The sequence below is a fragment of the Streptomyces sp. NPDC046712 genome (assembly GCF_040645695.1).
GTDB lineage: Bacteria > Actinomycetota > Actinomycetes > Streptomycetales > Streptomycetaceae > Streptomyces.
In genome coordinates, this window is sequence record NZ_JBEYYW010000003.1 from 1 (window position 1) to 26368 (window position 26368).

The 26368-nt window shown below is 68.6% G+C and carries 28 protein-coding genes, 1 tRNA gene and 4 pseudogenes; 23 read left to right on the top strand and 10 right to left on the bottom strand.

Annotated elements, in window-relative coordinates; all coding sequences use genetic code 11:
* Positions 1–1092: Hsp70 family protein (locus tag ABZ939_RS04395; protein WP_361849158.1), on the bottom strand; the 1092-nt coding region annotated here is incomplete at its 3' end.
* Between the two features lie 248 nt (positions 1093–1340).
* Between ABZ939_RS04395 and ABZ939_RS04400 the strand changes: the two genes are divergently transcribed.
* From ABZ939_RS04400 to ABZ939_RS04440, 9 genes are all read left to right on the top strand, one after another.
* Positions 1341–1847 carry a sugar transferase gene (locus ABZ939_RS04400; protein WP_361849161.1) on the top strand — a complete coding sequence of 169 codons (507 nt, stop codon included), beginning with the start codon at positions 1341–1343 and terminating at the stop codon, positions 1845–1847.
* Positions 1848–1990: 143 nt separating this feature from the next.
* The gene (locus ABZ939_RS04405; protein WP_361849164.1) at positions 1991–4240 is read left to right on the top strand and encodes a (Fe-S)-binding protein; all 2250 of its coding nucleotides are present in this window, start codon (positions 1991–1993) and stop codon (positions 4238–4240) included.
* Between the two features lie 216 nt (positions 4241–4456).
* Positions 4457–5305 carry a Yip1 family protein gene (locus tag ABZ939_RS04410; protein ID WP_361849167.1) on the top strand — a complete coding sequence of 283 codons (849 nt, stop codon included), beginning with the start codon at positions 4457–4459 and terminating at the stop codon, positions 5303–5305.
* Between the two features lie 187 nt (positions 5306–5492).
* Positions 5493–5879, top strand: a complete 387-nt coding sequence (locus ABZ939_RS04415) for a WXG100 family type VII secretion target (protein WP_361849170.1) — start codon at positions 5493–5495, stop codon at positions 5877–5879.
* A 25-nt stretch (positions 5880–5904) separates the two neighbouring features.
* Entirely contained in the window at positions 5905–6204 is a 300-nt protein-coding gene (locus ABZ939_RS04420; protein ID WP_361849173.1) for a WXG100 family type VII secretion target, read from the top strand.
* Positions 6204–7913, top strand: coding sequence for an RNase A-like domain-containing protein (locus tag ABZ939_RS04425; RefSeq protein WP_361849176.1), 1710 nt, complete (start codon positions 6204–6206; stop codon positions 7911–7913). The genes ABZ939_RS04420 and ABZ939_RS04425 overlap by 1 nt, the downstream gene beginning before the upstream one ends.
* Before the next feature lie 10 nt (positions 7914–7923).
* Positions 7924–8592: a hypothetical protein gene (locus ABZ939_RS04430; RefSeq protein WP_361849179.1), complete on the top strand. Its 669-nt coding sequence runs from the start codon at positions 7924–7926 to the stop codon at positions 8590–8592.
* Between the two features lie 10 nt (positions 8593–8602).
* The gene (locus tag ABZ939_RS04435; protein WP_361849182.1) at positions 8603–8908 is read left to right on the top strand and encodes an RNase A-like domain-containing protein; all 306 of its coding nucleotides are present in this window, start codon (positions 8603–8605) and stop codon (positions 8906–8908) included.
* Between the two features lie 12 nt (positions 8909–8920).
* Entirely contained in the window at positions 8921–9562 is a 642-nt protein-coding gene (locus ABZ939_RS04440) for a contact-dependent growth inhibition system immunity protein (RefSeq protein WP_361849185.1), read from the top strand.
* Positions 9563–9714: 152 nt separating this feature from the next.
* Here the strand turns inward: ABZ939_RS04440 and ABZ939_RS04445 are convergent, their stop codons facing one another.
* Together ABZ939_RS04445 and dcd are read right to left on the bottom strand one after the other, a co-directional pair.
* Positions 9715–10212, bottom strand: coding sequence for a phosphoribosyltransferase (locus ABZ939_RS04445; RefSeq protein ID WP_137988411.1), 498 nt, complete (start codon positions 10210–10212; stop codon positions 9715–9717).
* A gap of 13 nt (positions 10213–10225) precedes the next feature.
* Positions 10226–10801, bottom strand: a complete 576-nt coding sequence (gene dcd / locus ABZ939_RS04450; RefSeq protein ID WP_137988410.1) for a dCTP deaminase — start codon at positions 10799–10801, stop codon at positions 10226–10228.
* A gap of 393 nt (positions 10802–11194) precedes the next feature.
* Here dcd and ABZ939_RS04455 point away from each other — a divergent pair.
* A tRNA-Gly gene (locus ABZ939_RS04455) sits at positions 11195–11265 on the top strand.
* A gap of 253 nt (positions 11266–11518) precedes the next feature.
* Here ABZ939_RS04455 and ABZ939_RS04460 read toward each other — a convergent pair.
* Positions 11519–11989, bottom strand: a complete 471-nt coding sequence (locus ABZ939_RS04460; protein ID WP_361849189.1) for an Lrp/AsnC family transcriptional regulator — start codon at positions 11987–11989, stop codon at positions 11519–11521.
* A 94-nt stretch (positions 11990–12083) separates the two neighbouring features.
* Between ABZ939_RS04460 and ABZ939_RS04465 the strand changes: the two genes are divergently transcribed.
* From ABZ939_RS04465 to ABZ939_RS04485, 5 genes and pseudogenes are all read left to right on the top strand, one after another.
* The gene (locus tag ABZ939_RS04465; RefSeq protein ID WP_361849192.1) at positions 12084–12947 is read left to right on the top strand and encodes an LLM class flavin-dependent oxidoreductase; all 864 of its coding nucleotides are present in this window, start codon (positions 12084–12086) and stop codon (positions 12945–12947) included.
* A complete protein-coding gene (locus tag ABZ939_RS04470; RefSeq protein WP_361849195.1) occupies positions 12944–13372 on the top strand; it encodes a nucleoside deaminase in 429 nt (142 codons plus the stop codon). The genes ABZ939_RS04465 and ABZ939_RS04470 overlap by 4 nt, the downstream gene beginning before the upstream one ends.
* A 148-nt stretch (positions 13373–13520) precedes the next feature.
* Positions 13521–13879, top strand: a pseudogene (locus ABZ939_RS04475) (helix-turn-helix domain-containing protein).
* A 957-nt stretch (positions 13880–14836) separates the two neighbouring features.
* Positions 14837–15175, top strand: coding sequence for a MerR family transcriptional regulator (locus tag ABZ939_RS04480; RefSeq protein ID WP_361849198.1), 339 nt, complete (start codon positions 14837–14839; stop codon positions 15173–15175).
* A 230-nt stretch (positions 15176–15405) separates the two neighbouring features.
* Entirely contained in the window at positions 15406–15609 is a 204-nt protein-coding gene (locus ABZ939_RS04485; protein ID WP_055603386.1) for a cold-shock protein, read from the top strand.
* Between the two features lie 62 nt (positions 15610–15671).
* Here ABZ939_RS04485 and ABZ939_RS04490 read toward each other — a convergent pair.
* Positions 15672–16133: pseudogene (locus ABZ939_RS04490) on the bottom strand (hemolysin III family protein); the annotation flags it as partial.
* Between the two features lie 788 nt (positions 16134–16921).
* Here ABZ939_RS04490 and ABZ939_RS04495 point away from each other — a divergent pair.
* A complete protein-coding gene (locus tag ABZ939_RS04495) occupies positions 16922–17767 on the top strand; it encodes a DUF1206 domain-containing protein (RefSeq protein WP_361849201.1) in 846 nt (281 codons plus the stop codon).
* 673 nt (positions 17768–18440) lie between these two features.
* Here ABZ939_RS04495 and ABZ939_RS04500 read toward each other — a convergent pair.
* Both ABZ939_RS04500 and ABZ939_RS04505 read right to left on the bottom strand, forming a co-directional pair.
* Positions 18441–18800, bottom strand: coding sequence for a hypothetical protein (locus ABZ939_RS04500; protein ID WP_361849204.1), 360 nt, complete (start codon positions 18798–18800; stop codon positions 18441–18443).
* Positions 18801–19019: 219 nt separating this feature from the next.
* Complete coding sequence (locus tag ABZ939_RS04505; RefSeq protein ID WP_361850005.1) at positions 19020–19172, bottom strand: hypothetical protein; 153 nt, start codon at positions 19170–19172, stop codon at positions 19020–19022.
* On the opposite strand from ABZ939_RS04505, the pseudogene ABZ939_RS04510 reads away from it, so the two are divergent.
* The 4 genes and pseudogenes from ABZ939_RS04510 to ABZ939_RS04525 all read left to right on the top strand — a co-directional run.
* Positions 19149–19244, top strand: a pseudogene (locus tag ABZ939_RS04510) (IS5/IS1182 family transposase); the annotation flags it as partial. The gene ABZ939_RS04505 and the pseudogene ABZ939_RS04510 sit on opposite strands and share 24 nt — an antisense overlap.
* Before the next feature lie 38 nt (positions 19245–19282).
* Complete coding sequence (locus tag ABZ939_RS04515) at positions 19283–19453, top strand: DUF4287 domain-containing protein (RefSeq protein WP_361849954.1); 171 nt, start codon at positions 19283–19285, stop codon at positions 19451–19453.
* Between the two features lie 291 nt (positions 19454–19744).
* On the top strand, positions 19745–20074 hold the full coding sequence (locus ABZ939_RS04520) for a sigma factor-like helix-turn-helix DNA-binding protein (RefSeq protein ID WP_361849207.1): 330 nt from the start codon (positions 19745–19747) through the stop codon (positions 20072–20074).
* A 90-nt stretch (positions 20075–20164) separates the two neighbouring features.
* The gene (locus tag ABZ939_RS04525; RefSeq protein WP_361849210.1) at positions 20165–20965 is read left to right on the top strand and encodes an alpha/beta hydrolase; all 801 of its coding nucleotides are present in this window, start codon (positions 20165–20167) and stop codon (positions 20963–20965) included.
* 163 nt (positions 20966–21128) lie between these two features.
* Here the strand turns inward: ABZ939_RS04525 and ABZ939_RS04530 are convergent, their stop codons facing one another.
* Positions 21129–22001, bottom strand: coding sequence for an aldo/keto reductase (locus ABZ939_RS04530; protein WP_361849213.1), 873 nt, complete (start codon positions 21999–22001; stop codon positions 21129–21131).
* 57 nt (positions 22002–22058) lie between these two features.
* Here ABZ939_RS04530 and ABZ939_RS04535 point away from each other — a divergent pair, with 57 nt between their 5' ends.
* Positions 22059–22721 (top strand): helix-turn-helix transcriptional regulator, encoded by a 663-nt coding sequence (locus tag ABZ939_RS04535; RefSeq protein WP_361849216.1) that lies wholly within the window; start codon positions 22059–22061, stop codon positions 22719–22721.
* A 301-nt stretch (positions 22722–23022) separates the two neighbouring features.
* On the opposite strand, the gene ABZ939_RS04540 is transcribed toward ABZ939_RS04535, so the two are convergent.
* Together ABZ939_RS04540 and ABZ939_RS04545 are read right to left on the bottom strand one after the other, a co-directional pair.
* Positions 23023–23685 carry a GNAT family N-acetyltransferase gene (locus ABZ939_RS04540; protein ID WP_361849219.1) on the bottom strand — a complete coding sequence of 221 codons (663 nt, stop codon included), beginning with the start codon at positions 23683–23685 and terminating at the stop codon, positions 23023–23025.
* 431 nt (positions 23686–24116) lie between these two features.
* Entirely contained in the window at positions 24117–24869 is a 753-nt protein-coding gene (locus ABZ939_RS04545) for a maleylpyruvate isomerase N-terminal domain-containing protein (protein ID WP_361849222.1), read from the bottom strand.
* Positions 24870–25046: 177 nt separating this feature from the next.
* Here ABZ939_RS04545 and ABZ939_RS04550 point away from each other — a divergent pair, with 177 nt between their 5' ends.
* On the top strand, positions 25047–25595 hold the full coding sequence (locus ABZ939_RS04550; protein WP_361849225.1) for a GNAT family N-acetyltransferase: 549 nt from the start codon (positions 25047–25049) through the stop codon (positions 25593–25595).
* A gap of 11 nt (positions 25596–25606) precedes the next feature.
* Positions 25607–25690, top strand: a pseudogene (locus tag ABZ939_RS04555) (dipeptidase); the annotation flags it as partial.
* Positions 25691–26368 lie beyond the last annotated feature (678 nt).

Genomic DNA, 26368 nt, shown 5'->3' on the forward strand with positions numbered 1-26368 from the left:
GTCGAGGAGCAGGACGTCCTTGACCTCACCCTTCAGGACACCGGCCTGCAGCGCGGCGCCGATGGCGACGACCTCGTCCGGGTTCACACCCTTGTTGGCCTCCTGGCCACCGGTCAGCTCCTTGACGAGCTCGGCGACGGCCGGCATACGGGTGGAGCCACCGACGAGAACGACGTGGTCGATCTCGGACAGGTTGATGCCCGCGTCCTTGATGACGTTGTGGAACGGCGTCTTGCAGCGCTCCAGGAGGTCCGCGGTCAGCTGCTGGAACTGAGCCCGGGTGAGCTTCTCCTCCAGGTGCAGCGGGCCCTCGGCGGAGGCCGTGATGTACGGCAGGTTGATCGACGTCTCGGTGGAGGACGACAGCTCGATCTTCGCCTTCTCCGCGGCCTCGCGGAGACGCTGGAGAGCCATCTTGTCCTTGGCCAGGTCGACACCGTGGCCGTTGGCGAACTGCTTCACCAGGTAGTCGACGACACGCTGGTCCCAGTCGTCACCACCGAGGTGGTTGTCACCGTTGGTGGCCTTCACCTCGACGACGCCGTCGCCGATCTCCAGGAGGGACACGTCGAAGGTGCCGCCACCGAGGTCGAAGACGAGGATCGTCTGGTCGTCCTTGTCCAGGCCGTAGGCCAGGGCGGCCGCGGTCGGCTCGTTGACGATGCGCAGGACGTTGAGGCCCGCGATCTCACCGGCCTCCTTGGTGGCCTGACGCTCGGAGTCGTTGAAGTACGCGGGAACGGTGATGACCGCGTCCACGACCTTCTCGCCCAGGTACGCCTCGGCGTCGCGCTTCAGCTTCTGCAGGATGAAGGCGCTCATCTGCTGCGGGTTGAAGGACTTGCCGTCGATGTCGATCTTCCAGTCGGTGCCCATGTGGCGCTTGACCGACCGGATGGTCCTGTCGACGTTGGTGACCGCCTGACGCTTGGCGACCTCGCCGACGAGCACCTCGCCGTTCTTCGCGAAGGCGACGACGGACGGCGTGGTCCTGGCGCCCTCGGCGTTGGTGATGACGGTGGGCTCGCCGCCTTCGAGAACGCTGACGACGGAGTTAGTCGTGCCCAGGTCGATGCCGACCGCACGTGCCATTTCAATTCCTCCAGCTGACTGACTTGAGTGGAACTGACTCAAGGATGCACGACCGACCTCGACCCGTCAACAGACCTGAGTGGAGGCGACTCAACTCTTCACCCTGCAAGCCACTCAAAGAGGCCCCGATGGCGCGTCGATCCCGGGTCGGACACCCCTCTCCATGAGAGAGTCCGGGGTGCCCCTGCCGGGCATAGCGGGCATATCCCACGAATATCCCATGAATGTCCCTCGAAAGGGTGTGGGGAATGACGGCCAAGCGCGCACTCGACCTCCTCGGTGGACTCCTCCTGCTGGCCGTCCTGTCCCCGCTGATCACCGCCGTCGCCCTCTCGCTCGCACTCGCGACAGCCGGGGCCGGCGGGGTCATGCGCCGCCGGACCGTCGCGGGGCGGGGCGGACACACCTTCACGATGCTCACGTTCCGCACGAAGAGCCCGCTGGCCGGACTGCCGCTGCTGCTCCATGTCGTACGGGGGCAGATGTCACTGGTCGGCCCGTGTCCCCTCACCCCCGGACACCGGGAGTGCACGGGCGAGGCCCGCCGCCGGCTCTCGGTGCGGCCGGGAATGACCGGGCTGTGGCAGATCAGCGGACGCTCGGATCTACCGTGGGAGGAGCGTGAGCTGCTCGATCTCCACTATGTGGACCATCACTGGCTGGGGATGGATCTCGCCATCCTGGCGCGTACGCTTCCAGCAGTCCGCAGGCGTCGCGCGGCGGCGGGGCAGACCCGACCGGCAAGGCTTGCCTGAGCGACACAGATCACCGCAAGCGCCGCTACAGCGCGGCACTGGGAGGCGGTAATCTCAGCACGGACTGAATAAGTTACCGCTTAGTAGTGCCACACTCGGCAGTGTCGGCACTCCGCCTCGCAGGCCCGCCCGAGGAGCCCCTCATGCAACTCGCCGCGATCATCGTGTCGATCGCCATCACGGTGGTGGCCGTCGCGCTGTTCGGCCGCGCCATCGCGCAGATCTACCGCTTCGTGAAGCTCGGCCAGCCCGTGCCCGCGGGCACGCGCACCGGCGACCCCACACAGCGCACCATCACGCTGGTCAAGGAGTTCCTCGGCCACACCCGGATGAACCGCTGGGGCGTCGTCGGCGTGGCGCACTGGTTCGTGGCCGTCGGCTTCTTCTCGCTGCTGCTCACGATCGTCAACGCCTTCGGCCAGCTCTTCCAGGCCGACTGGCTGATCCCGATCATCGGCGACTGGCTGCCGTACGAGATCTTCACCGAGTTCCTCGGCCTGATGACCGTGCTCGGCATCGTCACCCTCATCGTGATCCGGCAGCTGAACCGGCCGGGCGGCGCGGGCCGCAAGTCCCGCTTCGCGGGCTCCAAGACCGGCCAGGCGTACTTCGTCGAGGCCGTCATCCTGATCGTCGGCGTCTGCATCATGACGCTGCGCGCGCTGGAGGGCGTCCAGCACCACGTGACCAGCTGGGAGCCGGGCTTCTTCGCCTCGTACCCGCTGATCGCGCTCCTCGACGGGCTCGACCTGAGCACGATCCAGCACCTCACCTACTTCTTCGCGGCGCTCAAGATCGTCACGTCCTTCACCTGGATGATCACGGTCTCGCTGAACACCAACATGGGTGTCGCCTGGCACCGCTTCCTCGGCTTCCCGAACATCTGGTTCAAGCGCAACGCCGACGGCTCCACCGCCCTCGGCGCGCTCCAGCCGATGACGACCGCCGGCAAGGAGATCGACTGGGAGGACCCGGCCGAGGACGCCGTCTTCGGTGTCTCCCAGGTCGAGCAGTTCTCCTGGAAGGGCATCCTCGACTTCTCCACCTGCACCGAGTGCGGCCGCTGCCAGTCGCAGTGCCCCGCCTGGAACACGGGCAAGCCCCTCTCCCCGAAGCTCCTGATCATGTCGCTGCGCGACCACGCGCACGCCAAGGCCCCGTACCTGCTGGCCGGCGGCGGCAAGACCATGGAGGGCGAGGAGAAGGCGTCCGAGGAGCAGCTGAAGGACGTCCCCGCCGCCGCCCTCGCGGAGGCCGAGCGCCCGCTGATCGGCACCGCCGAGGAGAACGGCGTCATCGACCCGGACGTCCTGTGGTCCTGCACCACCTGCGGCGCCTGCGTCGAGCAGTGCCCGGTCGACATCGAGCACATCGACCACATCGTCGACATGCGCCGCTACCAGGTGATGATCGAGTCCGCCTTCCCCTCGGAGGCCGGCACGATGCTCAAGAACCTGGAGAAGAAGGGCAACCCCTGGGGTCTGGCCAAGAAGCAGCGCGTCGAGTGGACCAAGGAGGTCGACTTCGAGGTCCCGATCGTCGGCAAGGACGTCGAGGACCTCACCGAGGTCGACTACCTGTACTGGGTCGGCTGCGCCGGCGCCCTGGAGGACCGGGCCAAGAAGACCACCAAGGCCTTCGCCGAGCTGCTGCACATGGCGGGCGTCAAGTTCGCGATCATGGGCGGCGAGGAGAAGTGCACGGGTGACTCGCCCCGCCGCCTGGGCAACGAGCCGCTGTTCCAGCAGCTCGGCCAGGAGAACGTCGCGATGCTGAACATGGCGTTCGGTGAGGACGACGAGGACGAGTCGACGAAGAAGCCGAAGTCGGCGAAGAAGATCGTCGCGACCTGCCCGCACTGCTTCAACACGATCGCGAACGAGTACCCGCAGCTGGGCGGCGAGTTCGAGGTCATCCACCACACGCAGCTGCTCCAGCACCTCATCGACGAGGGCAAGCTGCTTCCGGTGACGCCGGTCGACGGTCTGATCACGTACCACGACCCGTGCTACCTGGGCCGCCACAACAAGGTCTACACGCCCCCGCGCGAGATCATGTCGGCCGTCCCGGGCCTGCGCCAGCAGGAGATGCACCGCCACAAGGAGCGCGGCTTCTGCTGTGGCGCCGGTGGCGCGCGGATGTGGATGGAGGAGCGGATCGGCAAGCGCATCAACAACGAGCGCGTCGACGAGGCCCTGTCCCTCAACCCGGACATCGTCTCCACCGCCTGCCCGTTCTGCCTGGTCATGCTGACCGACTCGGTCAACGGCAAGAAGAACGAGGGCAAGGCAAAGGAGTCCGTCCAGGTCGTCGACGTGGCGCAGCTGCTCCTGGACTCGGTGAAGACGAAGCCCGAGCCCGAGGCCGTGTCGGAGGCCGTGTCGGCCGAGTAGTCGGTACGTACGAGAGGGCCGCCCCGCGAACTGCGGGGCGGCCCTTTTCGTACCTCGGGCAGGCATCGGCCCTGCTGCCCGCGACTCAGCCGGCCGCCCTCGGTGCCGCCGGGCCGGGTTCGTAGCGCCCTGAGACCCCCTAGGGGATGTCACAGCTCAGTGGCAGCACGGGCCTGAATGAGCGCCCTCACAGCGGAAACGGGTACTTTCGATGACGTGGCTGGATTCAGGAACGGACGCGGCCGGGACAACCGCCCCCCGCAACAACAACCGCAGCAGGCGCCGTACGGGTACAACGCGGCCCCGCCGCCCCACCCGCAGCAGCAGTGGCCCCAGCAGGCCCCGCAGGGCGGCGGTGGACACGGGGAGCCGGAGTACTTCGGGGACCCGTACGCGGCGCAGCAGCAGCATCAGCAGCACTACGCGGCGAACACTCCGGGGCACACGCAGATGTTCAGCGTGAACGAGGACCCCTACGGCGCAGGCGCCACGTACCAAGGCGGTGCCGCGCCCGCCCCCACGGGCCCGCGTCTGCCCTGGAAGGCCCTGCTGAGCGGCATCGTGCTGCGCCCGGCGCCGACGTTCCTGCAGATGCGGGACCACGCGGTCTGGGGCCCGGCGCTGACCGTCACCTTCCTCTACGGACTGCTGGCGATCTTCGGCTTCGACAAGGCGCGTGACGAGGCGATCAACGCGACGCTGTCGACGGCGATCCCGTACGTCCTGATGACGGGCGTGGGCTTCGTCCTCGCCGGTCTGATCCTGGGCGCGGTGACGCACACGCTGGCCCGCCAGCTCGGCGGTGACGGCACCTGGCAGCCGACCGTGGGCCTCTCGATGCTGATCATGTCGATCACGGACGCGCCCCGGCTGCTCTTCGCGCTCTTCCTGGGCGGCGAGAACGGCCTGGTGCAGGTCCTCGGCTGGATCACCTGGCTGGCGGCGGGCGCGCTCTTCACGGCGATGGTGAGCCGCTCCCACGATCTCCCCTGGCCGAAGGCGCTGGGCGCGTCGGCGATCCAGCTGGTCGCACTGCTGTCGCTCATCAAGCTGGGCACGCTGTAACGACGACGTACGTACGAGAGAGGCCCCCGCCGGGCGACGGCGGGGGCCTTTCCCGTACACCCCCGACGTAACGGGAGTCACGTCGGCACGCCGTTCCCGGGGCCGCCCGGCGCGGATGCCCTGTTGTTAGGGTCGATTGGAGCTCTCGACAAGAGAGTTGAAGAAACCTTCGGGGGAAGGCGGCACGGTGGGGAACACCGATCTCGACGTCTCGGACGACGATCTGACCAGACTCGCCGGAGACCTGGACGCGATGCAGCGTCACCTGAACGGCCAGGTGCGGCGGATGGATGCGGTCGTCGACCGCATCGAGGCCGGCTGGAAGGGCGACGCGGCCCGGGGATACCGGGCTCTGCACCGGGGTGTGGCCGAGGACGCGGTCCGCATCCGGGAGATCCTGGCCGTCCTGGAGGAGGCGCTGCGGATGAGCCGCGACGGGTTCACCCAGCAGGAACTGGAGACGCTGCGCCGGATGCGGACGGCGGGGTCGCAGGTCGACGTCGCCCGCGAGGCGGAAGCGCTGTCCGAGGGCACCACCGCACCGACTCCCACCAGCCGCATACTCGACGTCTGACGTCGACTCACACACGGGGACGAGCATGGCCGACGACCACATAGGCGTCAGCTTCACCACACTGCGCGAGGCCGCGGGCGAACTGGAAGACATACTTCGGCAGCTCAACCAGCGTCTGGAGACGCTGTACGGACGCACGGAGAAGGTCGTCCTCGCCTGGCGGGGCGAGGCCCGCGAGGCCTTCGTCGAAGAACTCGACCAGTGGGACAAGCAGATGCAGGACCTCCAGGCCGCCCAGGCGTGGCTGCACGAGGTCGTGACCACGGGGCACGCGAACTACGCCGAGGCCCACCGGGCCGTGTTGCGCGGATGGGGGGCGGGCTGATGGGCACCCCTCCTCCCTCCCCTTCGCCGCAGAACGGCACCATCGACGTCAAGCCGTCGCACCTGTTCACGGTGTCCGGACAGTTCGCGAAGGAACAGACGGACCTGCACAAGGCGGCGACCACACTCCTCAACGAGCTCGGGGAGTACCAGGACGCGGGCGGCTACGGCACGTCGGCCCAGGCGTTCTCCGCCGCGTACATGAAGGTCGGCAACCGCTTCCTCGAGGTCTGGGCGAGGAGTGTGGTGAGCATCGGCGGCGCGGCCGTCGGATTCACCACCACGGCCAACAACTACGTCAAGGCGGACGCCGCCTCCGACCCGACCGGCAACACGCAGGCCCACACCCAGCCTCCGCCGCAGGTGATCGACAAGGCCCCCGTCTACCCGCGCGTCACCGACCTGAAGTGGGGCGACGACGACGGCGGCGACCGTATCTGGGTCCGCATCCTGGAGTGGGTACCGGACCCGATCATGGACGCCATCCGGGTCGCCATCAAGCACGCCTACCGTATGGGCCGGGTCCCGGACGTCTACCCGTTCCCCGACCAGCACCACCTGAACTCCCTCTCCGGAGCCTGGGGCCACGCGAATCGCTCGCTCTTCATCACCGTGGGCAACATGAGCGGCCACATGGCCCCCATCACCAACCAGGCCAACAGCGAGTGGCACGACGCCATGCGGACGTTCCTCAGCTCGCTGTGGGGTACGACCGCCTGGGGCAAGAGCACGGCCGGTTACGAGTGGAAGCACGACACGGCGAGCTCGTCGGCCGGCGCCACCAACCCCGTCTTCGCCGTGCTGTCCGACACCAGCAGGAAGATCAGCGACCTGCTGCGGGAGTTCGGCGAGGCGGCCGTCGAACTGAACGCGAAGGTCTACGACGAGTACTGGGACGCGGTCAAGAAGGCCGTCGCCGATGTGAACCTGAAGGACGGTATCGACTTCAAGGACGTCAAGGGGCTCATCAAGGGCATCGGGAAGGGGGTGGCCACGGTCGGCCTCAACATCCCGCTGAACATCGACACCAGCGCCATGAACGCCATCGTCAACCGCTACGAGAGCACGGTGGACGGCCTCACCCGGCAGTTCGACGCCCTGATGCCCGCCCTGGACGAGGCGTTCATGAGCGCCCCGAGCTTCCACGCCGAGGACGCGCGCGCCCAGTCCTTCGGCGCCCGGGCGCTCCACGAGTTCAAACCGGAGCACACCTACCGCGTCCCGGGCGAGGACCCGAAGAACCACTTCTTCCCCATCGACCTGGCGAGCCAGGAGGGGCTCGAGGGAAGTCACCCGGTCGACAAGCACGTGGGCAAGACGGACGAGCAGCTGGCACAGCGACTGCGGGATCAGCAGACCGTGCGCCCCGACGGGGTCGTGGCCCCGAGGGCCATCTCCACCTTCACGGACCATGCCTCCGCCCAGCGCCTCACCCAGGAGGTCCTGGACGACATCACCCACGCGGACCGCATCGAGAAGTGGATCGCGAAGCAGGAGGACCCCGCCACGTACAACCCCAACTCGAAGCCGAGTTACAGCCTGACGTTCAACGAGGTCACCGGACGCTCACTCAGCAGGGCCGACTACGACGCCGACGGATTCCAGGCCCAGGCGAAGGACGTGCACAGCGTCAAGGTGACGCTCAAGTACATCGGCAACCACACCGATCCCCCCTTCATCGTTCTGACCTCCATGCCGGAGGGCCCCTAGCATGCACAGCGTGACCACATACACCGGAGCGGTGTTCAACAACGGCGCGATCTCCAGGCTCCTCGAGCTGGCCGTCGCCTGCCGGCGCGACGGCTCCAGGACGCTCGAGGACGAACTGGCCCGGTTCTGCCGGACGATCAGCGACACGCCGCAGGCCGCATGGGCCATGCCGCTCGCCACCGTCTCCGCGCTGCTCGATCTCGCCTCCGACGAGGTGGCGGAGGTGGACCCGGCGACGCTGTCGGCCGGGTTCGCCGAGCAGCTGGCCGAGGCCGCGGGGGACGTGCCCGCACCCGAATTCCTCCGGTTCCTGTCCGGGCTGGTCCGCCTCCAGGACCGGGAGCCGATCCCGGATTTCGACCGGCTCCCGATGGCCGCATGGGAGGCCGAGCTGAAGTTCGGCAGGATCCGCCAGTTCTGGTGGTGGGTGGATTCGGGCGAGTACGAGGACTTCGACGAGGGCGTACGGGAAGGAGTCGCCTCCGAGCACCCCTCCGGCTGCCGCTCCGCGCTGTCCGCGCTCGCGGCGGAGATCCAGGAGGCACTCCTCCTCTTCCCCGCGCCGGCCGTTCCGTCCGATCCCGTCGACGGACTCGCCGAGACGGCCCCCTGGGCCTCACGACCGGTCCTGCAGGCCATTCTCCAGGCCGTTCACGCCCATTTCGACGAAGAGCACTGAGGTCAGTTCCGTGCCGAGCCCGAACGTTTCCGCCAGCTATCCCGACCGGGAGACCGCCCAGTGGGCCACGCAGCAGGTCGTGACCGCCAACGAGCAGATCATCCACCGGTGGCTCGCCCAGTCGACCCGGCAGCGCCTCACCATCGAGGCCGCCTGGCCCTCCCGGCCCGAGCCGGTCGGGCGGGTGCTGCGCCAGGCGATGATGCTCGCCGGCCGTGAACCGATCGACGTGCGGGCCGCCCGGGTGATCCTGCGGCGCAGCACCGACAACCCGCACGGCTTCACCGTGCACGCCACTTTCCCGATCTACCTCTAGAGGCTGTGTCCCTTGCCCCTCACCCCGCGCGAGCACGACCGAAAGTACGGCGAGCTGGACCATGTCATCCGCGCCCACCTGGGTCGTGGCGCCGACGAACGGGAGCCGCTGGCCGCGTACCTGCGGCACACCTGGCGTACCCGTCCCTGGGCGATCCCGGTCGCCGAGCAGCAGCTGCGCGAGTACGCCGACAACCCGCCGGGGCGGCTGCGGCTGCGGCTCGGCGAGTTCTACCCCGTGCCGGACGTCGGCCTGCCCGACACAGAGATCCAGTCATGGCTGGTGAGCCTCGCGGACCGGCTGAAGGAGAGCGTCGAGACGGGTCAGGCCCCGCCGCCCGCCACGCCGCAGACGCGGTGGGAGTGGCATGCCCGCTTCCCCGAGCTCGCCCAGCTCCTCGGCGGCTGGTTCTCGCAGGACATGCCGGACGAGTTCGAGGACCACGACGCCGCGGTCCGGGACTACCTGAGCACCACCGACAGCGGGCTGATCGCCCAGCTGACGGGCGAGCTCCATGACCTGCTCACCCTCCCGCTGGACGAGTCGGACTACGCGCTCGCCCTGGAGGAACTCGGCATGGAGGTCGACCCACCGGCTCCCTACGCCCCCGGCGCCTGGCTCGTGGCCCTGGCCGAACAGCTGCGCACCCACTGAGGGACCGAGGGGGCCCGTGGGGGCCGTGGCGCGGTCACGCCCCTGGGGCGCGTGGGGCCCGAGGGGGCGGCCCGTGGGGGCCGCCGTGCGGTCACGCCCCTCGGGCCGCCGTGGGGCCCGGGTTCACCTGAGGCCGCCGCCCGTGGTTGCCGTCAGGCGTCGAGGACCTGGCCCTCGCGCTTCACGACGGGCGGTTCGACGGACCAGGGGAAGTTGATCCACTCGTCGGTCTTCTTCCACACGTACTCGCACTTCACGAGGGAGTGCGACTTCTCGTAGATCACGGCGGAGCGGACCTCGGCGACGTGGTCGACGCAGAAGTCGTGGACGAGCTTGAGGGTCTTGCCGGTGTCGGCGACGTCGTCGGCGATCAGGACCTTCTTGTCGGAGAAGTCGATCGCGTTCGGCACCGGCGCCAGCATGACCGGCATCTCGAGCGTGGTCCCCACCCCGGTGTAGAACTCCACGTTCACGAGGTGGATGTTCTTGCAGTCGAGGGCGTAGGCCAGGCCGCCGGCGACGAAGACGCCGCCGCGGGCGATGGAGAGCACGACGTCGGGCTCGTAGCCGTCGTCGGCGATGGTCTGCGCGAGCTCGCGGATCGCGCGCCCGAAGCCCTCGTACGTCAGGTTCTCGCGTACTTCACTCATGCCGGCCGCCGCCTCACACCTGGGTCCGATGGAAGTTCATGTACGAGCGCGAGGCCGTCGGCCCCCGCTGCCCCTGGTAGCGCGAGCCGTACCGCTCGCTGCCGTACGGGTGCTCGGCGGGCGAGCTCAGCCGGAACATGCACAGCTGCCCGATCTTCATCCCCGGCCACAGCTTGATCGGCAGGGTGGCGAGGTTCGACAGCTCCAGGGTCACGTGCCCGGAGAAGCCGGGGTCGATGAACCCGGCGGTGGAGTGCGTGACGAGCCCGAGCCGCCCGAGGGAGCTCTTCCCCTCGAGCCTCGACGCGATGTCGTCCGGCAGCGTGATGACCTCGTAGGTCGAGGCGAGCACGAACTCACCGGGGTGCAGGATGAACGCCTCGTCCCCCTCCGGCTCGACCTCGCGCGTCAGGTCGAGCTGCTCGACGGCGGGGTCGATGTGGGGGTACCGGTGGTTCTCGAACACCCGGAAGAAGCGGTCAAGCCTCACGTCGATGCTCGAGGGCTGCACCATGGATTCGTCGTACGGGTCGATGCGCACCCGTCCGGCATCGATCTCGGCCCGGATGTCCTTGTCTGAGAGAAGCACGCCCCCACGATACGCAGAGGGCGCGGACCTCCCCCAATCGGGAAGACTCCGCGCCCCGGACACCATCAGCGCTGCTCAAGCTCCACGGGCACCGCGTGCCGCAACCGCGCACACTGTGGACACCGAATGAGCCGCCCTGGCCCGATCCGCCCGGCACCGAGCTGCTGCAGCGGGAACGAAGCGGTTTTGAACACATGCCCTTCGGCACAACGGACGACGGTGCGCTCCATCGAACCCATCAAGTCCCTTCCCCGACAAGTGGTGGACGAGACAGCCACATTAGGGGATCAACGGGACACCGCTCCAGGCGGCACTCCGTCACGGGGAGGTACGCCTCGACTTCGGCATGGGGTACAGTGTCCGAGTCTGCGGTACCGATCTTCGGCCCGCTGCGCGGATGTAGTTTAATGGTAGAACATGAGCTTCCCAAGCTTATAGCGCGGGTTCGATTCCCGTCATCCGCTCTTGAACGAAGCCCCAGGTCAGCGACCTGGGGCTTCTGTGTTTCCCATAGATGTTCGCGCAGCCTTGACCCACTAGGCACTGTCCGGCCGATCAGGCTTCAGAGCCGAGGGCCTGGAGGTCGTAGGGGCGGCCCGGCCATGTAGCGTCGCGCTGTTCGTCGCCTTCGATGCTGCGGAGCCGCTGGCCGGACCGGTCTCTCCAGCAGGGCTGCTTGGCTGACACCCCGCTGTGGCGTCCGCGCCACATCAGCGCCTACCTGACGGGATGGGCCTGAGGGACTCGCGGGCCGCGAAAGGGGAGCGTCCGGCTGAGGACGAGGTTGGTGGTCGTGCTCCCGAACTGGGCCAGCTCGTCGACAATTTCCTCCAGCTGAGCCATCGACGTGGTCGCCACCTTCAGGACATAGCAGTCGTCACCGGTGGTGCGCAGGCACTCGAGGATCTCCGAACGCTCGTCGAGCAGCCGGCGCAGCGGTTCGTGCCGGGTTCCCGGCCCTGGATATTTCAGCCGAATCACCGCGAGCACCGCGTGCCCGGTCCTCTCCAGGTCCACCTCCGCCCGGTACCCCGTGATCACCTCGGCTGCCTCCAGCCGCCGCACCCGCTCCTTCGTCGCCGACGCGCTCAGGTTCACCCGCCGTGCCAGCTCCGTGAACGCGATCCGGCCTTCTCGTTGGACTTCCGTCAGGATCGCCCAGTCTGTCGCGTCGAGACTCTCGGCCATCCGCCCAGAATACCGGCGAATCCACGGGCGAACCCCTTCTGAACAGGCGAGAATCGCTTCTGACGGCCCGGACGGCCTGGCTAGGCTCGACTCTGTGAAGATCGGAGTCAACGTCCTCAATTTCGGCCCTGGTACCGACCCGGGAGTCCTTCGAAGCTGGGCCCAGACCATCGAGGGGCTGGGCTTCGACCTGCTGATGGTCTCGGACCACCTGGCCATCACGTCCGACGTGGCCGAGCGCTATCCAGCACCCTTCTACGAACCCTTCACCACCTTGTCCTGGCTGGCCGGCCTCACCACCCGAGTCCGGCTCGGCACGACGGTCCTCATCGCTCCCTACCGGCATCCGCTGCTCACCGCCCGGATGGCGGCCAACCTGAACGAGCTGAGCGGCGGCCGGCTGGTCCTCGGCGTGGGGGTGGGCTGGGCACGGCAGGAGTTCGCCGCCCTCGGGATCCCGTTCGAACGCCGTGGACGACTGACCGACGACCATCTACAGGACATGCGGGCGGCCTGGGCGGACACCGCCTCCTACAGCAACCGGAAGATCCCGGTGTGGGTCGGCGGTAACAGCGACGCGGGACTGCGGCGGGCCGTGCGGCTCGGGGACGCATGGCACCCGCTGCGCCCCACCCTGCCGTGGCTGCGCGAAGCCGCCGTCAGGCTGACGGCATACGCGGACGACAACCACCTCCCCGTCCCAGCCCTGGCCCCCCGAATCGCTCTCAAACTCACTGCGGCACCGGTCGACGGACCGCGGCGACTCGCCGGTGAGGGCACGATCGACCAGATCGTCGACGACCTCGACCAACTGCGTCTGCTGGGCGCCGAGGCCGTCGTCCTCGACCCATACAACGGCGACCCCCACGAGACATGCCACCCGCATGCAGCTTGGCAAGCACTCGCCGCGGTGGCCGCGCACCTCTTCCCACCCCGCACCAGAACGGAACAGTCATGACCACACCCGACGACCACGCCCTCCTCAGGCGCGCCATCGCACTCGCTGCCAAGGCTCGCGCGGCCGGCAACCCGCCATTCGGCTCGCTGCTGTCGGGACCGGACGGGACGGTTCTGGCAGAGGAGCACAACACGACCCTCACCGACAAGGACATCACCGCTCACCCGGAACTGAAGCTGGCGAGGTGGGCAGCGAGGGAGCTGGACACGGCCACGGCGGCGGGAACCACGATGTACACCAGCTGCCAGCCGTGCGGGATGTGCGAGGCGGTCATCCAACAGGCGGGACTACGACGGGTGGTGTTCGCGCTCTCCAACGAACAGCTCCTGGACATCAGGCCGGGCAGCGGCAGGCCGCCCGTGCCGCAGGATGGTCCCGCGATGTTCGACGAGGTGCGGGTCGTGGTCGAGCCTTACTACCGCTGACCGCGCCACACGCTGTGTCAGCCACCGACACCTTGATCGCCCGGATAGTCCCTCGTTTTGCGGCGGAAGCCCCGGCGTGTGCCGCCCGCTGACTTCCAGAACCGCCTTTCCGGAGACCCGACGCCCGTGAAGCGCCTCGGCGGCCTCGATGAATCGTTCCCACGAGCCTTGCAAGTGGAGCATCGGAATCCTGATCGCCGCCGTCCAGGGCCCGGTTCGCTACACCGAACTCGAACGCACCCTCAACGGCATCAGCCGACGGATGCTCACCCTGAACCCGCGCAAACCGGAGCGGGACGGGGTGCTCGTCCGCACCGTATATCCGACCGTGCCGCCAAGGTGGAGTACAGCCTCACACCCATCGCCCGGGAACTCCACGCCTCGCCGGCAGGACTGGTGGGCTGGGCCGAGCGCCACCGGTCCGCCGTCGCCGAGTCCCGCGCCGGAAGCGCCTCAGCCCGCCTAGCCGACAGACGCGTGCCCTATCCGTGCCCTTCAGAGCGGTGAACAGCGGACCACCAGGACCACGGTGTCGTCGGCGGCCTCGGATGCGAGCGTCGGCACGAGCCCTTCGAGGAAGGACCGGGCGCTGTCGCGTGCCAGGTGCGACCGCGCTGTGCCCTACCCGTGTCACTGTTCGACGTCGATTACCTCGTTGCTGGACACCCGGAAATCTATATCGGCCGGAGTAGACATTGGGTGGTGGCGTGGTTATGGTTTCTCTCGTAGCCCCGAAGGACAGCAGGGCCTGGCAGAGACGAACTGCCGGCAAGTAGTACCAGCAGTACAGGTAGTTGCAGTGCGCAGTACGGTGCGGCGGTGGAGTTTCGAAGCCAGGGTGGTTGCAGGACGGCGACGGGACTGACGGCCGGACCGGGTGGCTCGTAGTGATCAGGGGCCGCCGTGAGCGGGACCGCGGTCATGGCAGATGCGGTACCCGTGAGTGCAGTGCGCAGTACCCCGCAGTGAAGTCAGTGAGCGGTACCCCTGGTGAAGGCGTCGGCTGCGGACGCGCGCACCGGGAAGTTCGGCAGTGGGGTTCCAAGCCAGAGCAGACGCAGGACGGGCAACGGGGCTGGCTGCCGAAGAGTGGCGCTGCACAGGCCACTGAGCAGTTCGCATCACCCGCAGTACGCAGTAACAGCAGTACGCAGTAACAGCAGTTCAGTAGTGCGCAGTACCCCGATGGTAGGAAGTTGATCACCGAGGGAAGAACGGAGGAACGAAGCACCATCAGGATCGCCCGGACGGAAGTCTCGAGTCCGGGTACCGCAGGACATCGATAGTGAGGTGGTCTCCGGTCAAGCAACCGCGATCCCCGCACTCCCGACAGCGACTGGGTCGGGTAGGCGGACACAGAAGGCCGGCGCGGTATCAGGGTCGGCACGTGGTGTAGAAGTTCCTTCGGGGCCCTGGTGCCGTACGGCACCAGGGCCCCTCCACGCGTTCCAGAGAGAGGTGCAGATGACAGCAGACGACTCGTACGGCCGTCTCGACGACGACGACTACCCCGCTTACACCATGGGCCGGGCCGCCGAAATGCTCGGCACCACCCAGGGCTTCCTCCGCGCCATCGGCGAAGCGCGCCTCATCACCCCTCTGCGCTCCGAGGGCGGCCACCGCCGCTACTCCCGCTACCAGCTGCGCATCGCCGCCCGCGCTCGGGAACTCGTCGACCAGGGCACCCCCATCGAGGCCGCCTGCCGCATCATCGTCCTCGAGGACCAGCTCGAAGAAGCCCAGCGCATCAACGCCGAATACCGCCGCGCCGCCGAATCCGCGGACCCGTCGGCCGCGGCCTGAGACGGCGCGCGCCCCGCCGTACCTCGGCGGGCCCGCTCCCACTTGGAGGAGCCCTTCTGGTGACGGGGTGTGCGCACGTGTACCTTCTCCGTTAGCTGTCGTGGTTCGGAAGTTCCCTTTGCCCACGCCTTCGACGTGGGCGTTTTGCTGTGCTGTGCCGCAGGAACCAGGGCGATCACCTCCGCCTCCCACACCGTGCGGGAGGCGTTCATCGACTGGAAGGCATGAACATGGCTACGGGAACTGTGAAGTGGTTCAACGCGGAGAAGGGCTTCGGCTTCATCGCCCAGGACGGCGGCGGCCCGGACGTCTTCGCCCACTACTCGGCGATCAACTCGACGGGCTTCCGTGAGCTCCAGGAGGGCCAGACCGTGACGTTCGACGTCACCCAGGGCCAGAAGGGCCCCCAGGCGGAAAACATCAACCTCGCCTGACCCGCCCCACACCCAGCCGGCGGAACCGGGGGCACTGGGCTCAGGGCGCACGGCTGATTCGCCAGGTAGCGCACGGGCGCCCAACCCAGAGCCAGGTAGCAGGGCGTGTACAGCCAGCGGGGAGCTCCGACCCACAGGACGCGGAAGGCGATGCCGACCAGAGCGCCCGTCCACACGATCCACAGCAGGACGGACCACTGGTCGCGAGGGAGCAGGAGCACGGCGAGCGGCGTACACGTGCCGGCGATGATCAGGAAGATGTTGGCGTGGTCGAGGCGACGCAGAACGGCCTCACCGAGCGGTCCCCAGGTGCCGAGGTGGTAGACGGCGCTCGTCCCGAACAGCAGCCAGGCCGTGACGGCGTACACGGTGCAGGCCAGCACGGCTTGTGGTGTCCCTGCCTGGCAGATGAGGACGATGCCCGCTGCCAGCGATGCGGGGACCAGGCCGGCGTGAAGCCAGCCGCGCAGCCTCGGCTTGATCGGGTCCACCAGGTCGGCTGCCCGCTCGACCAGGTCGGCCACCGGGCGGGAGTCCTCGGCGACCCCGTCGCGTTGCGATCCCGAGGAAAGGCCGGTCGAGTCGCGTCCTTTGACAGTCGGTGGGGAAGAAACACTGCGGGCTTCGGGGTCGTCTCGGGACACTGCTTCCCCTCCCGAATCGGACTGCTGGGTATCACGGGCAACCATGTGCGCATGCTAGGAACCGGCCCGTAACGAGAGCCCCAGGGGCCCACCTCATCGCACGTGGCCGGTTCAGTCACCTTACGATTCCGGGTCCCGGCTGTCCGCCAACGACTGGGACCGTGGAAGGCGCGGATCCGGCGGGCCACCGAGCGCTGTCGGTGTTGCGCGGGCCACCGGCACTCACGGACCGGTGAGGGGCCGCGCCTCGCCACCCAGGAAGATCCCGACGGTCCGCAGGAGAGCGAAGCCGGCCACGCAGCCGTCGCCCCGCAGGATGGTTTTGAGGACACTCATAAACGTGTTCCGATCCCCGAATGCGGGTGGTGACTTCCGATATGGGACAGCCCTACCGTGGAGACAGAGGGATCAGACCTGGGGTTGGTGTCATGCCGGTCAGCCTCGGAGTCCCGGTCCTGGCCGCCACATGGTCGGTATGGCATCGCGGTCCGCAGACAGCGGGCGTGTCGGGGACGCCTTCGGACACCGGCTCTGGCCCGCGGCACCCGTCCCGGCCGACGGTGCGCTGTTCAGTGGGGTCCGGCACATGGAGGTGCCAGATGGAGCGCAGTCAGGGCAGTGCAGCTCGGCCCAAATCGCGGGGGCGGCGTGTGGCCGACAGTCGTGCAGTGGAGGTCGCGTCCAGGGTCGGGCTCTGTGCCCGGGGGGTGATCTACGTGCTGGTGGGGATTCTGGCCGTGCGGATCGGCCTCGGCAGCGACAGCGGCCAGGAGGCCGATCGGTCCGGCGCGGTGGGAACCCTCGGGGAGCAGCCGTTCGGCCGGGCTCTGCTGTGGGCACTGGTGGTGGGGCTGGCGGCGATGACGCTGTGGCGGCTGTGCGAGGCCGCGTTCGGGCAGACGGTGGAGGGCGGGGAGAAGTGGTCTCGTCGTCTGGGTTCTTTGGGGATGGCGGTGTTCTACGCCGTGATCTGTGTCGGCGTGGTGCAGACGGCGCTGGTCGGCGGCTCCTCCGGGGGCCGCCCCGGAGACGAGACGTCGAAGGAGTACACCGCGCGGGTACTGGATTTGCCGGGCGGACGAGTGGTCGTCGCCGTGTTCGGGGCCGTGCTGATCGTCGTGGGCGTGGTGATACTGGTGCGCAGCCTGATGCGGAAGTTCGAGAAGAATCTCCGGACGGACGAGATGCGCCCGGCAACGCGGCGGGTCGTCGCGGTACTGGGCATCGTCGGCGGCGTGGCGTGTGGCGTGGTCGCGGCGGGGGCCGGCCTGTCCGTCCTGCTGGCCGCGGTGCGGTACGACCCCAGCCAGGCCAAGGGCCTGGACGAGACCTTGCGCTCGTTCGCCGCCACCCCCGCAGGGCCCGCCCTGCTGATCGCCGCCGCTGTGGGCCTCCTGCTGTTCGGCCTCTACTCGTTCTGCGAAGCCCGCTGGCGCAAAGCCGCCGAGCACGGGACTCCGACGGAACAGCCGACCGGGGCTGCGGGCCCGGGGACACGTCCTGGTGCGCCCTAGCAAGAGGAACTCGTCCGGCGGTGTGGGCCGTTCGTCTCCGTTCGGGCGGTTGCGCCGCACCTCCCGACGTGTGCGGGCCGGACGCCGATGGATCCAGGTGAGCGATCTCGACCTGTGACAGCATTCACTGGGCTTCGCGGCGCTCGGGTTCCTCACCCTCGTACCCCTGCTGATCGTCGTGTCCGCCGCGGATCCGGCGAGCGGGCGGAGGTTCGCGCAGTGGCTGGGGGACGGGCTCGGCGTGTCGACGGCCGCCAGGGAGGACATCGGGCGGTTGTTCGCTCTGCCGGGCCACCGTTCGCGCCGGGCTGGTAGGGCAGGCCATAGTGCGCGAAGACCGCGGCCTCGTCCTCGGCGGGTGGGCAGACCCACCTGAACGGTCGCCATGTCCGGCTCATCGGTGCGACTTACTGAGCCCCCGATGTCCTATGCCCGACGCCCCCGACACCCCCTACCGCACCATGGTCCGTCTGACCCGCCCGGCAGTTGACGTTCACGGGCTCCACCGCCGCCGCCCGGGAATCGACGCCGCGGCCGAGCGCGTCCATGAAGGCACCTCGGTTCTGCAGCCGCGGCCCCTTGGCGCCGTGCCGGCAAGATCCTTGCGGGGACTACAGCTGAGCTGAAGCGAAGCCGGCCAACAGGACGACGGTGCCGCCGATCTCACCGATAATCAGCGCTTCCCGTACACCACGCAGACTCGACCTTGAATCGCGCATTTGATTGTCGTTCTCGCCTGAAATCCGAGCCGGACATAGTTCGTAATCGTCACTACGAACATTCCGATGACCGCCGAGGCAGCGCCAATGTTCACTGCTGCCGACCAGCCGGAAAACTGGACGAGCGGCGCAACAATCGCTGATGTCGCGAACGAGTACATCAGTCCGGCGTTATGTGCGACGTTGACGTATCGGTGCGCAGTGCCACCCGGCGAGGATATCGACTGCTGCCATTTCCACACCCCGATAACCAGGGCTGATACAAAGATAAGTCCGGCGAAGAAGAGAACCCAGGCCGTTTCCGTGCGGATCATCTCGGACCTCCGAGAGAGGATGGCGCAAGAAGCTACCCGCCCGGGGCAGGTAGCTTGACTGCTGTCTGTGGACTTCGGGGCGTGCTGGTGGGTCTGCGATAAACGGCCCTCGTCGTCTGGTGACCATTCAACGTCCGCTTCTCGCTACCCATGGGTTCGACCAGTCACGCAGCCAGAGGGATGTGACCGCCTGTTGCGTGCATCACCCCTTCAGCCGGCTCAGGAACTGACTCCATCTGCCGCCGCCTTCAGCCTTGCGCGCCGTGCCGGACCGGTGTTGGCAGCGGCGAAACCGACCATCACCGAATCGCCCGCCGCGAGCTTCTCGCCGGCGAGCTCCATGTCGGACTGCGGCGGCGGGGTATCCGCCACACGATCACGGAGAAGACCGACAGTCAGGCCGCCCGTCTGCGCAAAGGCTCACGCGGCGGACGACCGCCCGGTTCCACGAGGACCGCTACAAGAGGCGCAACTTCCCCTCGATCGAGAAGAAGTACGGCCGACCGATCGCCGAGTGGAAGGATCTGATACGCGCCGCACCCGGGACCAAGCACATGGAGCTCGTCTCCTGGCTCAAGACCCAGCACGGCCTGGGACACGGCCACGCCAACGCCCTCGTCGCGCACACCCTCGCCGAGGACAGCGGCAACTGACCAGGCAGGGAGGTCAAGGTCGACGTCCTCGCTCAGGGCGGAGGCTCGGCACCCCCGGCCGGTGGCCTCGGAGGGCTTGTGTCAGGAGGCGGAATCACACGTGAAGGATCTCGTTGTGGGCGGCGAGCGTGAGATTGCGGTCCGGCTGGAGGAGCACCGGGCCGCGCTGACAGACGGCGGGCTCTGCCGATTGACCTCTCGGAGCCCGCACCCGGGATCTCACCCCCGAGTGCCCCGCAGGACACCGCCGTGTGGATCGGGCCCTGTCCCGGAGGGGCCCCCGAGGCAGCGGTGACAGCGAGCGAATCGGTACGCTGGCGTTCGTCGTCGCGCTCCAGCACTCTGCCACCCAGGCAGCGGGCCACACTGATCCTCCGGGACGCACTGGGCTTCTCGGCCCGGGAGGTCGCAGAGCTGCACGGCTCCACCGTCGCCTCGGCCAACAGCGCTCTGCAGCGAGTCCGCACGACGCCGGCCGTTCCTCGCGGGCCCGCCGGCGCTCTGGGCGCCCGGCCGGCCGACACCGTTCACCGCGTGCTGGCCGAACGGTATGCCACGGCCTTCTCCCGCTACGACATGGAGGAGCTGAACATGCTGCTCCGCGTCGACGCCACGCCGTGACTGCCTCCATGCGCGAAGTGGATGCGCGCGTCCCCGATATCCATGCGTTGCCCCCGCTACTTCCCCGGCCCATCGACTGAAGGAGCCCGCATGACCTGGTCAGAGCGCGCCGTCGTCCGTGAAGGCATCCGCATTTCCTGCCGCGACTGGGGCGGATCCGGGCCGCCCGTCATCCTGCTGCACGGGCTGGCGGGCCACGCGGGCGAATGGGACGCCATCGCCCGGGACCTGAGCCCCCGCTACCGGGTCGTCGCCGTCGACCAGCGCGGCCACGGCGCCAGCGAGCGCCGTCCGCGGGACGTCTCCCGGGCCGCGTACGTCGCGGATACCGTCGCCGTAGCCGAACAGCTGGGCCTCCAACAACCCGTCCTGGTGGGCCAGTCGCTGGGCGGCCACACCGCCATGCTCGCCGCCGCCGCGCACCCCGGGCTCTTCCGTGCGCTCGCCCTGGTGGAGGCCGGGCCGGGCGGCCCGAACCCCGGGGTGCAGGCAGAGATCGGGGAGTGGCTCGATTCCTGGCCCAGGCCGTTCCCCTCCCGGACAGCCTCCGTGGAGTTCCTCGGCGGCGGGCCGGTCGGCGAGGGTTGGGCGGCCGGCCTGGTGGAACGCGACGGCGGCTGGTGGCCGCGCTTCGAACGCGACGTGATGATCGAATCGCTCGCGGAGATCGCCCAGCGGTCCTTCTGGGACGAGTGGTCGAGGGTGACATGCCCAACCCTGGCCGTTCTCGGCCAGTCCGGCATCATCTCGCCCGAAGAGCTCGACGAGATGCTCCGGCGACGGCCGGAGACCGTGGCCTTGAGCGTCCCCGGGACGGGACACGACGTTCATCTGGAACGACCGGATACCTTGCGGCACGCACTCCGTGAGCTCCTTGAAGAAGTCACCTGATCCGCCACCAGCCGGACGGCGTGACCACGTTCGCCGACCGCCGTTCTCGGGGGCGGATCGCCCGACGTCCCCGGGGGCGGCCTGTCGAGAAGGCCGTGCCACAAGCTCTCGAACGAGCCACAGGTCGGCGACCTGGGGCTTCGTTGTTGTCCAGACCCGCTGCTCAGGTCGACAGGGCGTCCAGGGCGGCGAGGTCCTCCGGGTCGAGAAGCAGTTCGGCCGCCGCGATGTTGTCTTCTACGTGGGCCACCGAGGAGGTGCCGGGGATCGCGAGGACGACTTGTGACCTGGCCAGCGTCCAGGCGAGCTTGACCTGTTCGGGAGAGGCTCCGTGCCGGGCGGCGATCCGGGCGAGTGGTTCGACCGGCTCGGGGCGGCCCAGGCTTTCCAGGGAGAAGAACGGCACGAACGCGATGCCCTGACGGGTGCAGGCGTCGAGGACTTCCGGGTGCCGGCGGTGGAAGAGGCCATACATGTTCTGTACCGCCGCCACCGGGGCGATCCGCTGCGCGCTGGCGAGCTGCCCGGTGGTCGTATTGCTGAGGCCGAGGTGCCGGATCAGCCCCTCCTCCCGCAGGGCGGCAAGCGCTCCGAACCGTTCGGCCACTGCTTCGTCGTCGTCCTCGTGGAGCCGCAGATAGACGAGGTCGAGGCGGTCCTGGCCGAGTTCCCGCAGCGTGCGGTGGACGCCGGCGACGAGTTCCCGGGGTCCGGCCGGGGCGTCCCAACTGCCGTCGGGGTGCCGCACCGGGCCGACCTTGGCCGCCAGGACCAGGTCCTCGGGATAGGGGTGCAGGACACGGCGGATCAGGCCGTTGGCCGAGAGCCCGTCGTGGAAGTAGAACCAGGCGGTGTCGATGTGGTTCACACCGAGTTCGACGGCCCGTCTCAGCACGGCCGCCGATGTCTCCGGATCGTTCGCCGGACCGGCGATCTCCCGGGCCGGGAGCCGCATGGCACCGAAGCCCAGGCGGGCGACGGGAAGGTCGCCGCCGAGAAGGAAGGCGGCGGATGGGTTCTCACGGGTCGTGGTCATGCCTCCGAATCCTCGGGAAGCCTCGTGTCGAAGGCGAACGAATGGCAGTTTGGTGCCATGACGGAGAAGAGCATCGTGACGCTCCGGGGCGAGGCCGAACTGGCGCGGCGTGCGGGTGCCCTGTTCGAGGGGGCGCGGCGAGAGTTCCTATGCACCACCAGGGAGACCGAGACGTGGTCGGCTGCCGTCCCTCGCACGCGTCGCACGCTCTCGCCGGGCCTCGTGGTGCACAAGTTGTACGGGCCCGGCGTCCTCCAGGCCCCCGGTGGTCAGGAGTTGCTCAAGCGCCTTGGCGAGGCCGGCGCGGAGATCCGAATCTCACCCGCACCCCCCGCCCATGAGGCGATCGTCGTCGACCGGCGCCTCGCGGTATTGGCGGCACCGCGGTCCGCTTCGGGAGAACCCCGTGTGTACAGCGTGATCCAGGAGCCGGACGTGGTGGCAGGGGTGCGAGCCCTGTTCGAGACAGCCTGGGAGACCTCGACGGACCTCGCCACGTACCGTCGTACGCCGTTTCCCCGTCTCGGTGACGCCGAGCGGGCCGTCTTGCGGGCCCTGGCGGCCGGTCGTACGGACGAGGCCGCGTCCCGTCGAATGGGAGTGTCCCTGCGAACCTACCGCCGAAGGGTCGCCGCCCTCATGGCCTCCCTGGGCGCACAATCCCGCTTCCAGGCCGGTCTGCGGGCTCGCGAGATCCTCGGCCGGCGGTCGGACGCCTGACGGTGTCCGGGCAGCCGGAGGTGGACACGGACCGTGCCACAACGTGCCGGTAAGGCCGGCGAGCAGCGGTCACCAGCGGTCGGACAACGCGGCCTGACCCGAGGCCATGCCCGTTACATTTCCGCAGGTCAGCCCCTATGGACGAGCCCAAGTGCCGGGTGATTCCCAAACTTAATGGCGCGGGTTCGATTCCCGTCATCCGCTCCATAGCAAAGCCCAGGTCAGCGGCCTGGGGCTTCCTCGTTGTCCAGACCTGGCCACATGCTCGGGGCCCTGTGGGGGACTGGCGAGCCAGCGGGCTTTACCGCGGCGGTGTCACAGGAGCAGAGGCCCACCAGGTCGAGGGTGCCGCGACGGTGTAACCCAGCGACTCGTACAGCGGCCTGCCCAGCTTCGAAGCGGTGAGGGTGACCGGCAGGTCCACCAGGTGGGCGAGGGAGCCGAGCATGACGGCCCGCCCCACGCCACGCGACCGGAAGGCCGGCGACGTGCCGACCCAGTAGTGGCTGCCGACGCCGTCGTCCACGACACTGACGCAGGCTCCCGCGGCCACGCCGTCGTGCGAGGCGACGAATACATCCACGCCCGGCTGCTCGATCAGCGCTGTCGGGAACAGCTCGCCGGGGCGGTAGGGCTTGAATCCGTCCAGCTCGAAGCCCTCGATCACGATCTGCTCGGCCGCCCGAAGGTCCTCGGGCCGCCGCACCCGGAACACGTCGAGCACCGGTTCGCCGACGGGCCCCGGCGGGCGCAGCATGACCGGCATCTGCCAGCCCCGCATGCCCAGGTGGCTCAGGTCGGTCGAACTGAACGGATCCTCGGCGTTCACCGGGCCCGCGGCCCGGCGAACCAGCTCGCTCAACTCGGCCAGTTCGCCCGGGTCGAGGTCGGACTCCTGGATCAGGATCCGCAGACCGGCACGCTCGTCGCCGTCGACCGCGACGAATCCGCGGCGCCGGATCACCTCATGCCCCCGGCTTCGGCCGGTCGCGCTCCAAAAGGCGGCGGAGTTACGGGCCTGACGCATCGGCGCCTCGGCCAAGGCCACGGACGTGGGCCGGTCGGCAGAAGTAGATCTTGTTGTCATTACGCCTACGCTAATGCGCAACTGCCCGCTCACACAGGCCAATTCCATGCGGGTCGACTGGGCCACCTTCGGGCCGGGCCGCCTTCATTTCCTGGGCTCCCGGCCCCGCCGTACCGCCCGGTCCTCTGCCTTCCGGAAATCCGTCAGCTCGGTGAAGCTCGTTCCCACAGCTTCGCAGTCGTCGCCGTGGTCCGCTCCTCCGCCTGTTCGGTGCGTCGGACGGCATCCTCGATCTCGCTGAGCACCAGACTTCACCACGTTCCACAAGTCCTCCTGATACGAGACGGGGTTACGGGCGGGCGCCGAGGTCAGCCCAGGGCGAGCCAGCGGATGCCGAGCTGTTCGATCTGTGCGGCCTCCGTTTCGTTCAGCGGCTCCCGGCCGGTGGCCTTGCGCAGGAAGTGGGGACGGCTCCACTCCAGCTTGCCGGCCGCCGCGGCGTGCTCCGGGCCGAGGAGCAGCTCCGTCACGGCGTCACCGGCCGCCGGGGTGAGCCAGGCGTCGCGTCCGAGTGCGTCGGCCAGGTCGAGGCCGTGGACGGCGACTTCCACGACGCGGGTGAGGAGGAACTCCGACAGGAGCATGGCGTCGCCATGACGTGTCCGCACAGTCCGACCGTCCGGTTGGGCCCGGCACAGCCCGTCGACCCGCCGCCAGGTCGCGGCGAAGTCCTCGGCGAAGGCGGCGCCGGTCGCCGGCCGCGCCGCACGGTCCTGGGCCAAGGCGATCCGCTTGCCGTTGGTCCGGGGTGAGAAGCGGTCGTCCGGGCGGTAGTACTCCACCGCGGAGATCTCCGCCTCACGGGGCGCCGGCGCATCCAGCATGGCCGGAAGCCAGTCGATCACCACGCATACGTGCCCGAGCAGGTCACGCACGGTCCAGGGAATGCAGCGCGTCGGGAGATTCCACTCGGCGTCGGAGAGCCCGGCCACGGCATCGGAGAGGGCCCCGCATTCCAGCCGGAAGGCATCGAGCACCTGATCGTGGCCCACGCCGCGCCGCACCCCGTCCATACGCCGTCCCCCGCTCACTTCGCCGTCCCGCCGGTCCGTTCGGAGCACGGAGTAGATTCGAACCCCCGTGACGGCCATACGGACAACGACTTCTCGCTTCGCTTCTCAGATCATCGACACGCACGCCGAACCGGTCCCGGTTGCAGACCGCTGGAAAAGATCGCCCGGCAGGTGCCGAGATCCGCGGCCGATCGTTCTCGCGGGGCGTGCGATACGTTCCCCGCCATGATCGAACCCGGATCCTTCTCCTGGCCGTCGGCCCCGATACCGACCGAACGGCTCGTGCTCCGCGAGTCCGAGGCCCGGGACCGCGCGTCGTTCGTCGAGCTGTTCGCCTCGCCGGAGGTGGGCACCTACATCGGTGGCGCCCGGCCTCGCGACGAACTTGAGCGCGCCGTGCCCGAGGTGCCCGGCCGACGCCCCGGCTGTTTCGTGGTCGAACTCGACGGAACGATGATCGGCATGATCACGCTCGACCCCCGCGGTGCCGAGCGCCGGGGGCATGTCCGCCCCGAGGCCGGGGAAGCCGAGCTCGGCTACCTGTTCCTGCCGGAGGCTTGGGGACGCGGTTACGCCTTCGAGGCGTGCGCGGCGGCACTCGACTGGTTCGACGCCGTATGTCCCGGCGAACCCGTGGTGCTCTCCACCCAGAGCGCCAACGACCGCGCGATGCGCCTCGCGGTGAAGCTGGGCTTCACCGAGGTCGAGCGGTTCGAGGAGTACGGCGCCGAGCAGTGGTTCGGCGTGCGCCCCTCGGCCACCTCTGCCGGATGAGGAGCGGCACCATGAGCGAGATCGTGCTGATGTCGGATCCAAAGGTCGCCGCCGTACCTGTGATCGAGTCCGGCGAACGTCTTGTGGACGTTTGCCTCAGCGGCCGGCTGCCCTTCTCCGGGGCCGGGGCCTCAGAGCGGTGCGCGGTCGGCGCTGGCAGGTCATCTGCTGGCCATCGACGAAGCCCGGCCGTCGGTTAGGTCCCGGACGAATCTCCGGGCCGCCCCCAGACAGGCCGGGGATGCAACCATTCCCTTCAGAGCTGGAACCCCCGGAAGCCGACCGCGCGCTTGAGACCATAGAGGCCGGCACTGACAACGCCCCTGCCCGTCATGGGGCGTTGAGCGGTGCGTGGCTAACTGCGTGACAACAGCGACGAACATCGGCGGACGAGCGCGGACGCCTGCGCCCGGCGGACTGGCTGAACGGAGAGCCCGTACAAGGGGTACCCATGGGGCGGAGGGGCGGTGTTGAAAAGAGGCACCGAGCTCGTGGCCGTGGCCATGGACGCCGGGCGTACGGGGAATCGATACCTGTGCCGGCGAAGTGAGGGTTTGAAAGGCCGTGCGGTGAGGGTTTTTGCCGCGGAGAAAGAGCGGACACATTTAACCGGCACCGACCACTTCGGCATGCTAGTCTCGATCTCAGTTGCAGTTGTGGTTCCCGAAACTTCAAGTGCCCTCAGTCGGCCCCCAAGGCCGCTGGGAGTGCTTTTTCATCTCCGGTCTCTTTCCGGCGGGGTAATCATCTCGGCGACATAGTGTCCGCGCAGT